Raw genomic sequence first — 14,207 nt, forward strand, 5'->3', positions numbered from 1 at the left:
GATCCGGGTCGATCAAGGCAGCGAGTTCATCTCACGCGACCTGGACCTGTGGGCGTACACCCGCGGTGTCGTGCTCGACTTCAGTAGGCCGGGGAAGCCGACCGACAATGCGTTCATCGAATCGTTCAACGGCAAGTTCCGGGCGGAGTGCCTGAACCAGCACTGGTTCATGAGCCTCGACGACGCGGTCCGAAAATGCGAGGCTTGGCGTAGAGACTATAACGAGGTGCGGCCACACAGCGCGATCGGCAACAAGGTGCCGATATCGCTGGTGAACCGGTCAGCGGCACATGGCCCGCCGCTGCCGGTAGAAGCTGGATGACACCCGGCTGGGTGGTCCAAGAACGGGTAGCGGCTCACTTCATCATGGTTGTTTGACGTGATGGCAACGTGTCTGGGGGCATGCCCCCAGACACGTTGGCCGGCGATTTCGGCGGGGGTCTTCCCGCCCAGTTTCGAGTGCGGCCTGACGTGGTTGTAGTCGTGCCGCCAGCCGTCGAGCACGAAGCGGGCATGAGCCAGCGACGTGAACAGCGTCTCGTTGAGGCATTCGTCCCGCAGGCGCCCGTTGAAGCTCTCGAAGAAGCCGTTCTGCATCGGCTTGCCGGGCGCGATGTAGTGCCACTCGACCCGCCGCTCCTGCGACCAGCGCAGGATGGCCGATGAGGTCAGCTCGGTCCCGTTATCGCTGAGCACCGTGTGCGGCTTGCCACGCAGTCCGATCAGCCGCGTCAGCTCCCGAGCGACCCGCACGCCCGACAGCGAAGTGTCGGCCACCAGCGCCAGACATTCCCGCGTGTAATCATCGACCACGCACAGGATGCGGAACCGACGGCTGCAGGTCAGGGTGTCGGAAACGAAGTCGAGCGACCAGCGCTGGTTCGGTCTGTCCGGCAGCACCATGGGCGCCCTGGTGCCCAGGGCGCGCTTGCGGCCACCACGGCGGCGAACCCGCAGGTTCTTCCGCAGCAGCTTCTTGTGGTTGGGTGTCATGCCCTCGCGCGCCAGCAGATAGCCTAGGCGCCGATAGCCGAACCGGCGGCGTTCCGCCGCCAGCTCACGTAGACGCGCCCGCAAGGGCGCATCATCAACCCTTGTCGGCTGATAGCGGATTACCCGGCGGCTCACGCCAACCAGACTGCACGCCCGGCGCTCGCTCAGCCCGTGATGCTCACGAGCATGGGCGACCGCTTCCCGCTTAGCGCCAGGCGTCACCATTTTTTTGAGGCCAGATCCTTCAGCACCACGTTGTCGAGCATCGCCTCGGCCAGCAGCTTCTTCAGCTTCGCGTTCTCATCCTCGAGCGCGCGCAGCCGCCGTGCTTCCGATACCTCCAGGCCGCCGAACTTGGCTTTGTACTTGTAGAACGTCGCGCCGCTGATCCCGTGCCTGCGGCATACCTCCGCCGTCGGCATACCAGCCTCATGCTCCTTCAAGATCGCGATGATCTGCTCTTCGCTGAACCTGCTCCGCTTCATTCCGTCCGACTCCTTTGTGTCGGACTCTACTCAAAATCGGTCACATTTCAGGGGAGCACGTCACGACCTGTCCACGGCAATTTCTTGTAAGAACCCGAGGCGTTTTGGCTGGTTGACGCGAGATTGATCTTTGTCGCTCAGCAATCATTCCTCTGACCAACCCCTTGTCAAATTCCCTTTGTTTTGAACCTGGATGAACCGTTCCCGCCCACACCGGCCCACAAGAGAGCCGAGAGTGCGGCGGGCACGAACCACGCGCCACGATCCAGCCACGCCGCGGCGCCAGCGCCCGCCACGCAACCCATTACGAAGCCAAACAGAATGGGCGACGCCTGACGCCATTGCTTTTGCGCAGCATCCCTCAGGGCCCCCTTCGCCAGTAAAAGAGCTACCATGGCCAGCGTCGCGGATACTATATTGCCGGTCATCACCGCCGTTGTCGGCACTGGAGTTACGCTGAGGTGCAGCAGCGCGTTCTGCGTTGCCATTGCGGCGATGGCCAGTACCGCTACCCAAATGTCGCCGGAAGACCCCGCGATCGACACAAACGCGGCGCATGCCGCCAGCAATACGAACTGTCCCGCAAGCAGTACCTGCACCTTGCATTGTCTCGGCGGCTGCAGGATCTGAACCGCTGCACCGATGGTGGCCGTGATAGCGATGAACAACGGCACGGCGATCGCCGCGGCCAGATGCATCTCGCGGCGGGCCACGCCGTCGGCCGCCATCACGACGAGATTGCCGGTAACGTGCGCGGTAAACAGGCCAGACAGTGTGATCCAGCTGATTACGTCCACCGTTCCCGCGATGCAGCTGAGGGTGGCGGCCAGCCAGGCGGAGTTTGGCTCAACCGACCCGTCACTCGCAGATGCGGGGTCCGCGCTCATGCCGATACCCCCCAATGGCGAGCCAAGGCGTCATAGAAAAGTTTGGGAATGATGATGCCAAGCGTCAGCGTGGCGATGATGAGCGCTGCGGTCAGCCCGTCCAGCGCAACTGCCTCGATCAGGTTGGGTACGGATGTCGTAGGCGCACTCGACAGAGCGATGATCCCTGCTGCCATCCGGAAGACGAAAACGCCCGGCATCAGCGATACGATCGCGGCGAAGCCAATCCCGGCGAACGGGACATGCCATCGCCGTGAAACGGGGACCAACAAAAGGCCCGCGATCAGTCCAGCGACGGCGGCACCCCCCGCAGGGCTGAGATGCAGGATCGTCATCGCCGCCCATCGTGCGGCATCGGCCAGCATCGCGGCGAAGACCGGCCAGCCGAGCAGATGTCGAGGGAGCGAAAAGAAGGTAGAATAGCACGCTGCCGCGACCCCGCCTGCGATCACTACGATCGCCAGTGGGACGTCGCGACCCGGAGGGGCAGGGGGAAGCGTGACGTTCAGCGCCAGCAGCCCGCACAGCAGGCCCGCAGCAATCGCAGACAGGGTAAGCGTTGCGAACAACAGTCGCGAGGCGCCGAGCGGAAGCCGGTTATCGAGAAGATCGAGGGCACCGTTCAGCAGATGTGGTCCGGGCACCATCACCATGCAGGGGCACACCGCCATCAGCCGGAGATCGGAGCTCACGCCCAGGCGGACGCAAATCGCCCCGATTATCCCGGCGAGCAGGGCCGCCAGGAAGACCTGCAGGAAGGCTGACCCACCCGCGCGACCGATCCGGCGGCGCAAAACCGCACCGCAGCCGGCGCTCAGGCTGACGACAAGCAAGGTGAGCCAATGAAGCGCTCCAAAACTGAGCGCCAGGGCGGCGGCTCCGATCGCACTTGCGAGCGCGAACGCCGTATCGGACGCCAGCGGCAGGTTCCGGACCGACCGAAGCTCGGTTACCATCTGCGCTGGGTTCAGTCGTCCGATGCGCGCGGCCTCCGCAATTCTGCCCGCAGCAGCGACCCGGTTCATGGCGACGCTGTCGGGCACTGCCGCGAGCATCGTCACAGTACCCGTGGTCAGCGACGAGTCCTTGATCGCACTGCTCTGCCAGCCGGGCAGCAGGACTGCAGGTTCACCCCACGTCCGTGTGAGCCGGTGCAGGATCCTTTCGGTTTCCGCGGTCTGTTGGCCATTTGCATGCAGTACTGCGACCAGTTCACCGCTCGCATCCGTCTGATCCTGAAGCATAACCGACCCTCCTTGCTGAAGAAGCATACATGCACAGGACGTTCGCGAAGCTGGTTCGCCAAATTCAGCATCAAGAATATACAAAACACCGCGCTCCGCATGCTGCGGCGCAAAATCCGACAATCTATGAGCCTGTTGACCTGCTGAGAAAGCTTCGAATCGTTCGACAACAGGAGTGCAACGTGACCAACCTCGACCATGCCAGCGCAGATCCTGCCGCCGCGCCTACCCTTCACGACGTCCCCATCGGGATAAACGCGACCGGCGACCGGCAAGAGTTCGATTCGATGGGGACCGTGGATGTCCCGGCGGATCGATATTGGGGCGCTCAGACCCAGCGCTCGCTGCAGCATTTCTCGATCGGCAACGACAAAATGCCGAAGGAAGTCTACCACGCCTATGGGTATGTGAAGAAAGCAGCGGCACTGGTAAACGCGAAGGCCGGGCGATTGGAGCAATGGCGCGCCGATGCGATCATCCGCGCTGCAGAGGAGGCCATTGCTGGCAAGCTGGACGAGCATTTCCCCCTTTACGTATGGCAGACCGGTTCGGGCACCCAGTCCAACATGAACGTCAACGAGGTGCTATCGAACCGCGCGATCCAGTTGCTCGGCGGGAAACTCGGCACCCAAGCGCCGGTACACCCCAACGATCATGTGAATATGGGCCAGTCGTCAAACGACACCTTCCCGACCGCGATGCACATCGCCATCATATTCGAGCTCGACGACGTGTTGCTGCCCCAAGCCGAACAGTTCGCCACCGCGATCGAAGCTAAGGCCGACGAGTGGATGCACGTAGTGAAGACGGGTCGCACGCATCTTCAGGATGCGGTGCCGCTCACCGTGGGCCAGGAATGGTCGGGCTATGCTGCGCAGGTACGCGATGCAATTGCGGTTGTGCGGAGTTCGATGGCCGGCATCTACCGGCTCGCAGCCGGAGGCACCGCCGTTGGCACCGGCCTCAACGCGCCGAAGGACTTCTCGATCGATATCGCCCAATCGATCGCAACGTTGACACACAAGCCATTCGTCACGGCGCCGAATAAGTTCGCTGCACAAGGATCGCTCGACGGAATGGTGGCCGTTTCCGCAGCATTGCGTGGTCTCGCCGTCGCGCTGATGAAGATCGCGAACGACATGCGCTGGCTCGCCTCCGGCCCGCGTTGCGGTCTGGGCGAACTGCTGTTGCCCCAGAACGAGCCAGGCTCCTCGATCATGCCGGGCAAAGTCAATCCCACCCAGTGCGAAGCGATGGTGATGGTCTGCATCCAGGTGATCGGCGAGGACTGCAGCGTCGCTTTTGCCGGCAGCCAGGGCAATTTCGAACTGAACGCGATGCGGCCGATCATCATCAACAATGTACTGCATTGCGCCCGCATCCTGGGCGACATGTGTGAGAAGATGCGAACCTTCTCGATCGAGGGTACCGAACTCAACCGCCAGCGGATCGACGACAGCGTCAACGAATCGCTGATGCTGGTGACCGCGCTGTCGCCCGTGATCGGCTATGACAATGCCGCCCACATCGCCGAGGCCGCCAATGCCGACGGCTCAACCCTGCGCGATGCCGCGCTCAAATCGGGCAAAGTCGACGCGGCCACGTTCGACCGCGTGGTCAATCCGCAGGAGTTGGTCGGCAGCGGCGTCGCAGGCGCCTGAGATCGGCAAACGGCAAATGGTGTCTGCCGTGGCGCAGCACGATAGGCGCGGCGGATAGTCAATAAGGAGGGCATCCGATGATTAGATGCGTGCGAATGTGGACGGGCGACGATGGCAATTCGCTATTCGAAGAAGGCATGATCGACCTGTCGCCCGGCGCGCGGGGCGACGCGGTGGGCCAGTCGATTGCCGTTTCGGCATTGTCATTTCAGGAAACAGAAGCCGGCGGAACCTTCGCATGGCACCAGGATCCCGTGCCCCGGTTCGTTCTGATGCTGTCTGGCACCATCGAATTCGAGACCGTCTCGGGTGCGACCTTCACGCTGCAGCCGGGCGAAGTCCTGCTTGCCCAGGACAATAGCGGCACCGGCCACCGCTGGCGCCTGATCGGCGATGCGCCGTGGCGGCGTGCCTATGTGGTCTACCAGGAGGGCGCCGACCTGCAATTCATCAAAAAGGATAGCGAACGATGAGCACGCACAGCGACCGCCCGGACATCGTGCTGATCGGCGCCGGGATCATGAGCGCGACGCTCGGCACCGTCCTGAAAGAGCTCGATCCGACCTTGTCGATCGCGGTGTTCGAAACCTTGTACGATTGCGGCCAGGAAAGCTCGCAGGCATGGAACAACGCCGGCACCGGTCACGCGGCCAATTGCGAGCTCAACTATACGCCGCAGCGCGCAGATGGCAGCATCGACATCTCGGAGGCGCTTAAGGTCAACACCGAATTTGACCTGTCGCGGCAACTTTGGGCCTATCTGGTCCACAAGGGGGCGATCCCCGATCCGCGCGCGTTCCTGCACCCTTGTCCGCACATGAGCTTCGTCTGGGGCGAGGACAACGTCGCCTTCCTTCGGGCGCGCTTCGAAGCGATGTCGGCACACCATTGCTATCACGGCATGGAATATAGCGAGGACAGCAAGCAGATCGCTGAATGGGCTCCGCTCATCATGGAAGGCCGTGCCGAAGATCAACCGGTCGCGGCGACCCGGATGATCACAGGGACTGACGTCGATTATGGCGCGCTGACGCATCTGCTCGTTGCGCATCTTCAGGTGCAGCCAAGTGTTGCGATCCACTATAACCGCAAGGTGGTTGAACTGTCGCGCGAAGCTGACGGGCGCTGGCAGGTGGAGGTCGAGGACACCTTCGACGGTACGCGGCAATCGGTTTCGGCAGGCTTCGTCTTCATCGGCGCTGGCGGCGCTTCGATCGAGCTCCTCCAGAAATCGCGTATTCCGGAGGGCAACGGCTATGGCGGCTTCCCGGTCAGCGGCATCTGGCTGCGCTGCGAGGTCGACGCCGTCACGTCACGTCATCACGCAAAGGTCTATGGGAAGGCATCGACGGGCTCGCCTCCGATGTCGGTCCCGCATCTCGACACCCGCGTGGTGGAGGGCAAGACGTCGCTACTGTTCGGCCCCTATGCCGGCTTCTCGAGCAAGTTCCTCAAACATGGCTCGCTAACCGACCTGTTCCGATCGGTGACGCCGCACAACATCGTTCCGCTGCTCGAAGTCGCGAAGGACAATGCCAAGCTGACTGAATATCTTATCGGCCAGGTACTACAGACCGGCGCGCACCAGTTCGAAACGCTGAAGCAGTTCTTTCCCAACGCCAAGCGGCTCGAGTGGAAGGAAGCAGTAGCGGGCCAACGCGTGCAGGTGATCAAGCCCGACGCCGATAGGGGCGGCGTGCTGGAGTTTGGGACCGAGTTGGTGGCCGCAGGCGACCGATCGCTCGTGGCACTCCTTGGGGCGTCACCGGGCGCATCGACGGCTGCGTTCATCGCCCTTGAGGTGCTGCAGAAATGCTTTCCTGAGAAACTGACCGACGGCGCCTGGCTGCCGGCGCTTAAGGCAATCATTCCGACGTACGGAATCGACCTTAGCCTGGATGCCGAAGCATGCCGCGTCACCCGTGCGGCGACTGCGCCGATACTTAAGATAGAGAACATAGCGTGAGGCAGGCCATGGCTCCCCCACCTAAGTCTGCGCCGGTGAATACAACCGCGACGAGCCAGGCCTTTCGCGGCGTGTTCCTCAGCGTCGCCCCGGCGATGTTCCTCGGCACCCTGGACGAGACGATCATATCGACGGCATTGCCGGCGATCGCCGCGGCCTTGCACGATTTCACGAGCGTCTCCTGGATTGTCACATCCTATCTGCTCGCCGCTACCGTGGCGGCGCCGATCTATGGCCGCATCGGCGACGCGGTGGGGCGCAAAACGGCGCTTCTTGGAGCGCTGGCGATGTTCATCGCCGGATCGCTGGGTTGTGGCGTCGCTCCCGACCTCACGACGCTCGTCGTCGCGCGTGCGGTGCAGGGTCTTGGTGGCGGCGGCTTGATGACGCTGTCGCAATCGCTGATTGGTGAGGCTGTCGCGCCGAAGGACCGCGGGCGTTTCCAGGGTTGGTTCGGAGCCTTGTTCGCGCTCGCGAGCACGATCGGTCCGCTCCTGGGCGGTGTGCTTTCCGAACATGCCGGCTGGCGCTGGATCTTCTGGATCAACGTGCCGCTAGGGCTTGGCGCGACGGCCGCCGCCTGGGCGATGTCTGCCGAGAAGGGCGCGGGAAAGTTCATCTTCGATATTGTTGGCACCCTGACATTTGCCGCCGGGACGATCTGCTTGCTGCTCGGCTTAATGCTCGGACATCAACTGGGCTGGACGTCCGCCGAAGTGTTGACGCTAGGCGCGATCGGCGTGGTCGCCTTCGCCGCGCTGCTGCCTATAGAGCGGCGGGTCACCGCACCCTTGATATCGCCAGGTCTGCTCCAGCAGCCCATCGTTTGGCGCCTGACGCTCGTGACTGGTCTGTTCGCGGCAACACTCTTTGCCGCGGTCGTGCAGGTTCCGCTTTTCCTTCAGCTGGCGTTGGGAATGAGCCCGAGTATGGCCGGGCTGCTGCTCATCCCGTTCACGCTCGCGCAGGTCATCGTTTCCACCTGGACGGGGTTGCGGATCTCGGTAACGGGGCTGCCCCGAGGGCCGCTTGTGTGGGGGCTGGCATTGGCAGCGCTTGGTTTCGCGGTCCTGGCGGCGACCGTGCAGCATGGCGGTTGGGCGATCGGTTGCGCCTCGATCCTGTTCGGCCTGGGGCTCGGGACGACGATGCCCGCGGCGCAGACAATGGTGCAGTGGTCCGGTGGCAAGGCGCGCCTCGGCGTCGCGACGGCGACCCTGTCCTTCGCGCGGTCGATCGGCGGCGTTTTTGGCACGGCGATCACCTCGGCTATCCTTATCGGGGTGCTGGAATACCGTGTGCCCGGCGCCGTACTCTTGATCGAGGCCAAGTTCAGCGGCGTGGGAAGCGCAGGTGTTGGTTCGGCAGCTTTGCCCGCTGACGACGTGCTCGCCGCCTTTCGCTGGGTCTTCGTTCTGCTTGCGCTCATCGCGGGGGCAGGGGCCGCGATCGCGGCAAGCGTGCCGGCGGTCGATTTGGACGATCCGGAGCCAGAGGCCGCTCTCTGATATGGTCGCCACCATTCTCTGGCGGGGGTTACGGGGTCCTCAGCCTATCAGGCGCAACCAACGTGACGGCGCCCGGAAGGCAGTGCGTGCGGGAATCTCCAGGCGAATGATCGTTCCGGTTCCCGGGGTTCCTTCAATGACGAGCCGGGCGTGCATCTTCTCGGCCCGCTCACGCATGCCGCACAATCCGAAATGTCCTTCGCGCCCCTCCGCCGCTGTCGCGGTGTCAATTCCCACACCATTATCTCGCACCACGACCGTCAATCCGCGTCGGCGGCACGTGATGCTCACGTCTATGCCGGTGGCGGCAGCATGACGCCTCGCGTTCAGGAGCGCCTCGCGGACGATTGCCGCGGTCTGCTCAACGATGGGCGCGCAGACGAGGCGTTGACGGCCAACCGTATGCAGGGTCTCGCGACTCTCGAGCAGGGGGAGCAGGCGCGCTTCGAGGTCTGCCACTGCGCCGATGTTGCGCAAGTTCAGGACTTGCTTTCGTCCCTCAACGAGGATTTCGTCACTACGATCGAGCGCCTCCTCTATTTGGAGGCGGCCTCTGGACCCGGAGGGGATTCCTTCCGCGATGGCTTGGAACCGCAAGATCAAGCTCTGGACGCTTTGCAAGTAGGTATCGTGAAGTTCCCGCGCGATCCGCTCCCGCTCTTCGACCTGACCCTCAATCCTTTGTCTCAACCGTTCCCCCACCGCCGCTAGCCGAAGGCGGTACAGCAGCCAGAGCGCCACACAGGCTATGCCCGCGATCAGCGCAATGAACCATTTGGTTTGATGGAACGCCGGCTTGATGGCGAAGGAGAGAGTGGCGTCGGTCGGGCTCCATATGCCCGCGCTATTTGCTGCCTTCACCCGAAACACATATCGGCCCGGCCCGAGATTCGTGAAGAAGGCTTCGCGGCGGCTACCAGCGTCGGTCCATTCTTGGTCCCGACCGTCGAGCCTATAGCGGAAGCGATTGGAACCGGCATCGGTGAGGCCCAGCGCTGTGAAGTCGAACCGCAAGTCCGTGGTGCCGACTGGTAGCGAGATGACCGCGCTGCTGCCCAGATAGTGTCTGCCCGCCGCGTCGAGACTTTGGATCACGACGTTCGGACCCACCTTGGCCCCGAGTTGGGCCGTCGGATCGATCCAGGCCAGTCCCTGATTTGTGTTGAGCCAGATGTTGCCGTCAACATCTTGCATGGCATCGTTCGCTTCGTCGCTGGACAGGCGAGACTGCAGACCCTGCTCGTGACCAAAACGCGACACCGGAAGCGGTGCGCCCGAATGTTTGAAGGCGCTGCGAAGATCGCTTGTCGCCAAAGAGAAGATGCCCTCGCGCCCGATGAGCCACGTTCGCCCATCCTGTGTAGTGGTCAGGCCGGTCACTGCTCCAAGGAAGGGGTAGCGTCGCGCGTCCAGGACGGAAAAGCCTGAGCTGTCGTGGTAGGCAAGTCCGTATTCGCCCGCCGCGATAAAGCCGGTATCGAACGGAACAATCGCTTGGACGGTACCGATGACGACGTCTTTGCCACCCCAGAGCTGCGTGGTGCGACCGTCCCGCATTGTAACGATGTAGGGGCGGGGACTGTAGTTGACCAGCGCTGCGCCGAGCATCCGTAGTACGCGTCCTCGCTGCTGCGGACCGAGCGAGTCTGGTGCCTTCACAAAGCGATCCTCTTGGACCGAGAAAAGCCCGTGCTTCTGGACCCAAAACCTGCCCTGCCGATCAACTGCGCACGATTGCGGCGTGAACTCGTTGTTCTGGCGGATCAGCCGGGGAGGGGCTTTTGGTGAAATAAGGTAGGTGTGGTCGACGTCTGCGACGAGCAACCGGCCATCTTCGGCTCCGCAGAGCATGTAGATCTGCCTGCCTGCCAGGAGAATGCGCGAGGGGGCAGCGCCGAGCCGGTTTAGGCGATAGATGCCGTCTCGAGCTCCGACGTAGATGTCACCCGCTCGCCCGGCCCTGACGAAGCCGGTCGTCAAATCGAGATCCGGAGACAGGATCGCAGGTCCCCCACGTGTCAACCGCTCCAGGCCGGTAACGCGGCCGGTCCAGATGTTGCCTTCACGGTCCTGGAATATCGACAGCGTTCGCGCCAGTCCTGAACCGGACGGGGTGGCGAGCGACTGGGTGGGCATGGGAGCCAGCGGCGACGTGATGGCGCCCGGATTGTAGCGTAGAGCTGGGCCGTCATCGCCACCGATCCATACTTCGCCAGATTGCAGCACGGTTGACGGCCGGGGTTGGTTGTCGAAGCGAAACGGAGGTAGTTTGGTGCCGGTGCTTGGCGTCAGGACGCTCCGGATCGAAGTTTCGTCAGCGATCCAGATCCTGCCGGCGGCATCCTCCAGTAGATTTGCGCCAAGGCCGACCCTGGTCGGGAGCACTTCAAACCGAACCCCGCCGCGACGGAGGCGGAGGATCGAGGGATGCATTGCGAGATAGGTGTCACCGTTGCGCACGGGCAAAACTGACTGGCCGGGTTGACTTGGTAGCGTTGTGCCCGAATGGAACCAGCGCCATCGCCGCTGGCGAAGCTGGCCCAACCACGCCATGTCCGGGCCTTGAAGCAGAGCCCAGACGCTCCCATCGGGGCTTGTCGTCAATTGAGCGGCATATCCCACGACCTGAGCCGGCAATCGCAAATCAACGAGCCGCCCCCCGCGATAGACGGCTATTCCCCCCTTCTGGTAGCCGACCAGAAGCTGTCCATCCTGGGTTGCGAGCAGGGCGTTGACTTGCCTGGACCTACTGGGCCGCCGGTCGTCAGTTTCTATTCGCTCGAACGTAACGCCATCGAAGCGGTAAAGGCCGTTCGACGTGCCCAGCCACAGGAAGCCATCAAGGGTCTGAGCAATGGCGCGAATGCCGGCTGGCGCGCCGTCGGCAAACGACCATCGCGTAAGTCGGTAGGCAGGGGCAGGAGCAGTGCCAGTCGGTTTAGCGCCTGCGCTGAAAATCATTATGTTGGCGAAGAGAGCCACCGCGGCAAAGATGCGGCGAGCATCCGCCCGACCAGACCGGTACGCCAATATCACTTACCCCTTACGTCGGCATCCCAGCGTTGGGGCCATGATCAAAACTGCCTCTGATCCCGGCTCATAGCAGGGACTACCGCGATCATACCCTAGCAGTGCGATGCGATCGATGCCGAGCGCGTCGAGCAGTTCGGCGAGGTCGCGCGCCATGGTGCGCTTGTCGGTCTCACCATAGCCGCGCAGGTCCGGCGCGATGATACGATGGAACTCGCCGAGCACCGGGATCTGGCGGCGCCAGGCGAAATTGTCTCGGGGAAGCCGTGGAGCAGCACCACCGGCCGGCATCGATATAGTTCTGGCGGATGTCGTTGGCACGGAGGATATGGCTGGCGGAGGCGATCATCGAGCGAAATCCTTGGGAACGCGGCGCCGCACCATGGCGGCCTCGCGGCCGGCCGGATTGGCGCTCCGTCTGGTCTTTTGTCGGTTCCGGACATCTGGCGACGGAGGTTCCGCCGCGCTTCGCCCGCGGCAAACACCGCCAAAAAGGCGGCGGAATCGACAAGCGCGCGGAGCGCCACCTGGGCTAGCTGTGCTTGCTTTGCCAATGGAGATCGCGCCGATGACCGCTGCCAGCCTCATTACCCCGCAGGATTGTGCGGTCCTGATCGTCGACGCACAGGCGGGCCTTGCCTTTGCCACCGGGTCGGGGGACCGCCAGAGCGTGCGCAGCAACCTCGTCGCGCTCGCGAAGACTGCCAAGGCGTTCGACGTGCCGGTGATCGTCAGCACCTCCGCCTCGAAGGTCTATAGCGGGCCGCTGATGCCGCCGCTCCGCGCGGTGCTGCCTGAGGTCACCCCGATCGAGCGGCGCAACATGAACCTGTGGGAGGACGAAGCGGCCAAAGCCGCCGTGGTGGCGACCGGCCGCCGCACGCTGGTCGTGGCCGGGCTGCTCACCGAAGCCTGTGTCAGTTTTCCCGTCCTCTCGGCGCTTGCCGAAGGCTATGCGGTGCGCGTCGTAACTGATGCGTGCGGCGGCCTCACACCTGCCAGCCATGAGGCGGCGCTGCAGCGCCTGACGCAGGCCGGCGCGGTGCCGACCTCCTGGCTCCAAATCCTGCTCGAGCTGCAGCGCGACTGGACCCGGCACGACACCTATGAGGCGGCGCGCGGCATCGTCGTCGACCATGGCGGCGGCTATGGCATCGGCCTCGATTATGCCCGTGACATGATCCACCCATGACGCAGCGCCAGATTGTTGGAACACTGCATGGCGTCGCCATCGAAGTCGCTGCGTGGGATGGCAGCGCGGCGCAGGTCGACCTGTCCTGCGCCTGTATGTTCGAGGCCGAACTCGGCGGTGGCCCGCCGACCGGGGGGCTCGCCCATCTGGATCATGCCCTTAGCGGGACGCTGCTGTGGCTGCGGGGCGAGGGCATCTTTCACGCCAATGTCGGTGAAACGCTCTATATCGACCAGCCGCCCGCAACGGTAGCCGCACGCGCGCTGCTGATCTTAGGCATGGGCTCGCCGATCGGCTGGTCCGCGTCGGCGCTATCATCTGCCGTGCGGCTGGCGGTCTCGACTGCCCTGGCGCTGGGCGCCAGCTCGGGCGCGCTGGCGCCGAGCATGCTGGATAGCGGCCTGGAGCCCGACCAGACGAGCGGCGCGCCAAAGGCCATGGTGGCGGGATTGGCGGCGGCCCTCGATGCGCAAGCGCGGCTGCAGGCAATCGGGCTCGTCCAGCGCACTTCGCTCTCTAGCTGGTCCTTCGACGTGGGGGCACCGCGCTTCTCCCACGCCGTTGCCGCATTCAGCGCGGCTGTTGCCGATCATTGATGTTCAGGAGCACTGTATGCAACACACGCCACCGCCGCCCATTGTCACTTCCGAGGTCCGCATTGTCGATGCAGCTGGTGCGCCTCGCATCCTGATGTCTGCGGCAAAGGGAACGCCGTCGATCGTGCTGACCGGCCGCGATGCCAAGCCGGCTGTGACGGTGCAGCTCGACGAGCAGGACCGTCCTTCCGTTAAACTTGCCAACCCCGTGGCGGGCGGACCGACTGCCGCGATCGAAATTGACGACAAGGGCGCGCATGTGAAGTTCGATCGGGCGGGCGGCGCCTCGTCCTATCTGTTCCTCAACAATGCCGGCGTCTCAGGCATGGTGCTGGTCGCCAGCCAAGGCGTGCGGCGCGTGAGCGTGCTTGTCGCCGCTGACGGCAAGGTGACGATTGATGGTCTGAACGGGAAAGCTACCACCGCGCCCTGATCTTCCTGCTTCGGTCAGACAGCACTGAAGAGCGGGCAGTCGCTATTCTCGCTGATCTTGCTTAAAGCAAATTGTAGTGCCGGCTAAAGGCGAATCAGCCGGGACCAGGCTATCGTTGATAGGGCGTCAGCTCGGAACGCTGCTGATCGCATCTAGTGCGATGAAGCCCTTGATCTTGTAGAATGAAACGCGGATTTTCCGGAAGAACCGCC

Annotated in this window: 13 protein-coding genes; 8 read left to right on the forward strand and 5 right to left on the reverse strand. The window is 63.4% G+C overall.

Annotated elements, in window-relative coordinates:
- Nucleotides 1-322 (forward strand): integrase core domain-containing protein (locus tag BLS81_RS16470; protein WP_143023379.1); only part of this gene is annotated, 322 nt, incomplete at its 5' end.
- Here BLS81_RS16470 and BLS81_RS16475 read toward each other — a convergent pair.
- The 3 genes from BLS81_RS16475 to BLS81_RS16485 all read right to left on the reverse strand — a co-directional run bounded on the left by BLS81_RS16475 (nt 217) and on the right by BLS81_RS16485 (nt 3,609).
- Nucleotides 217-1,478, reverse strand: a protein-coding gene (locus BLS81_RS16475; protein ID WP_371128298.1) for an IS3 family transposase whose coding sequence is annotated in 2 segments (ribosomal slippage) — nt 217-1,226 and nt 1,226-1,478 — 1,263 coding nt in all. Because the reading frame shifts where the segments join, the coding sequence is not laid out codon by codon here. The two genes, BLS81_RS16470 and BLS81_RS16475, sit on opposite strands and share 106 nt — an antisense overlap.
- A 167-nt stretch (nt 1,479-1,645) precedes the next feature.
- Nucleotides 1,646-2,365 (reverse strand): YoaK family protein, encoded by a 720-nt coding sequence (locus BLS81_RS16480; RefSeq protein ID WP_093225528.1) that lies wholly within the window; start codon nt 2,363-2,365, stop codon nt 1,646-1,648.
- A complete protein-coding gene (locus BLS81_RS16485; protein WP_176787211.1) occupies nt 2,362-3,609 on the reverse strand; it encodes a threonine/serine exporter family protein in 1,248 nt (415 codons plus the stop codon). Before BLS81_RS16485 ends, BLS81_RS16480 begins: the two co-directional genes overlap by 4 nt.
- A gap of 182 nt (nt 3,610-3,791) precedes the next feature.
- Here BLS81_RS16485 and fumC point away from each other — a divergent pair, with 182 nt between their 5' ends.
- The 4 genes from fumC (at nt 3,792) to BLS81_RS16505 (ending at nt 8,744) form a co-directional block, all read left to right on the forward strand.
- A complete protein-coding gene (gene fumC, locus BLS81_RS16490; protein WP_093225530.1) occupies nt 3,792-5,270 on the forward strand; it encodes a class II fumarate hydratase in 1,479 nt (492 codons plus the stop codon).
- A 95-nt stretch (nt 5,271-5,365) separates the two neighbouring features.
- Nucleotides 5,366-5,743: a cupin domain-containing protein gene (locus tag BLS81_RS16495; protein ID WP_093225532.1), complete on the forward strand. Its 378-nt coding sequence runs from the start codon at nt 5,366-5,368 to the stop codon at nt 5,741-5,743.
- Entirely contained in the window at nt 5,740-7,236 is a 1,497-nt protein-coding gene (gene mqo / locus BLS81_RS16500; RefSeq protein WP_093225533.1) for a malate dehydrogenase (quinone), read from the forward strand. Before BLS81_RS16495 ends, mqo begins: the two co-directional genes overlap by 4 nt.
- A gap of 35 nt (nt 7,237-7,271) precedes the next feature.
- On the forward strand, nt 7,272-8,744 hold the full coding sequence (locus BLS81_RS16505) for an MFS transporter (RefSeq protein WP_176787213.1): 1,473 nt from the start codon (nt 7,272-7,274) through the stop codon (nt 8,742-8,744).
- Between the two features lie 39 nt (nt 8,745-8,783).
- Here the strand turns inward: BLS81_RS16505 and BLS81_RS16510 are convergent, their stop codons facing one another.
- Complete coding sequence (locus BLS81_RS16510; protein WP_143023382.1) at nt 8,784-11,726, reverse strand: sensor histidine kinase; 2,943 nt, start codon at nt 11,724-11,726, stop codon at nt 8,784-8,786.
- A gap of 54 nt (nt 11,727-11,780) precedes the next feature.
- Nucleotides 11,781-12,065 carry an alpha/beta fold hydrolase gene (locus BLS81_RS16515; protein ID WP_218123143.1) on the reverse strand — a complete coding sequence of 95 codons (285 nt, stop codon included), beginning with the start codon at nt 12,063-12,065 and terminating at the stop codon, nt 11,781-11,783.
- A 277-nt stretch (nt 12,066-12,342) separates the two neighbouring features.
- On the opposite strand from BLS81_RS16515, the gene BLS81_RS16520 reads away from it, so the two are divergent.
- From BLS81_RS16520 to BLS81_RS16530, 3 genes are read left to right on the forward strand one after another with little or no spacing between them, the layout of a single operon-like run.
- Nucleotides 12,343-12,966 carry a hydrolase gene (locus BLS81_RS16520; protein WP_093225798.1) on the forward strand — a complete coding sequence of 208 codons (624 nt, stop codon included), beginning with the start codon at nt 12,343-12,345 and terminating at the stop codon, nt 12,964-12,966.
- Nucleotides 12,963-13,562: a macro domain-containing protein gene (locus tag BLS81_RS16525; RefSeq protein ID WP_093225538.1), complete on the forward strand. Its 600-nt coding sequence runs from the start codon at nt 12,963-12,965 to the stop codon at nt 13,560-13,562. Before BLS81_RS16520 ends, BLS81_RS16525 begins: the two co-directional genes overlap by 4 nt.
- A complete protein-coding gene (locus BLS81_RS16530) occupies nt 13,549-13,995 on the forward strand; it encodes a hypothetical protein (RefSeq protein ID WP_176787214.1) in 447 nt (148 codons plus the stop codon). Before BLS81_RS16525 ends, BLS81_RS16530 begins: the two co-directional genes overlap by 14 nt.
- Nucleotides 13,996-14,207: the final 212 nt, after the last annotated feature.

It is taken from the genome of Sphingomonas sp. NFR15, from assembly GCF_900103265.1.
GTDB lineage: Bacteria > Pseudomonadota > Alphaproteobacteria > Sphingomonadales > Sphingomonadaceae > Sphingomonas > Sphingomonas pollutisoli.

What these genes read in the sequence shown, in the direction of transcription:
- BLS81_RS16520 (WP_093225798.1), top strand. Translation starts at nt 12,343, where the DNA reads ATGACCGCTGCCAGCCTCATTACCCCGCAGGATTGTGCGGTCCTGATC.
- BLS81_RS16485 (WP_176787211.1), bottom strand. Translation starts at nt 3,609, where the DNA reads ATGCTTCAGGATCAGACGGATGCGAGCGGTGAACTGGTCGCAGTACTG.
- BLS81_RS16525 (WP_093225538.1), top strand. Translation starts at nt 12,963, where the DNA reads ATGACGCAGCGCCAGATTGTTGGAACACTGCATGGCGTCGCCATCGAA.
- BLS81_RS16480 (WP_093225528.1), bottom strand. Translation starts at nt 2,365, where the DNA reads ATGAGCGCGGACCCCGCATCTGCGAGTGACGGGTCGGTTGAGCCAAAC.
- BLS81_RS16515 (WP_218123143.1), bottom strand. Translation starts at nt 12,065, where the DNA reads ATGCCGGCCGGTGGTGCTGCTCCACGGCTTCCCCGAGACAATTTCGCC.
- BLS81_RS16495 (WP_093225532.1), top strand. Translation starts at nt 5,366, where the DNA reads ATGTGGACGGGCGACGATGGCAATTCGCTATTCGAAGAAGGCATGATC.
- mqo (WP_093225533.1), top strand. Translation starts at nt 5,740, where the DNA reads ATGAGCACGCACAGCGACCGCCCGGACATCGTGCTGATCGGCGCCGGG.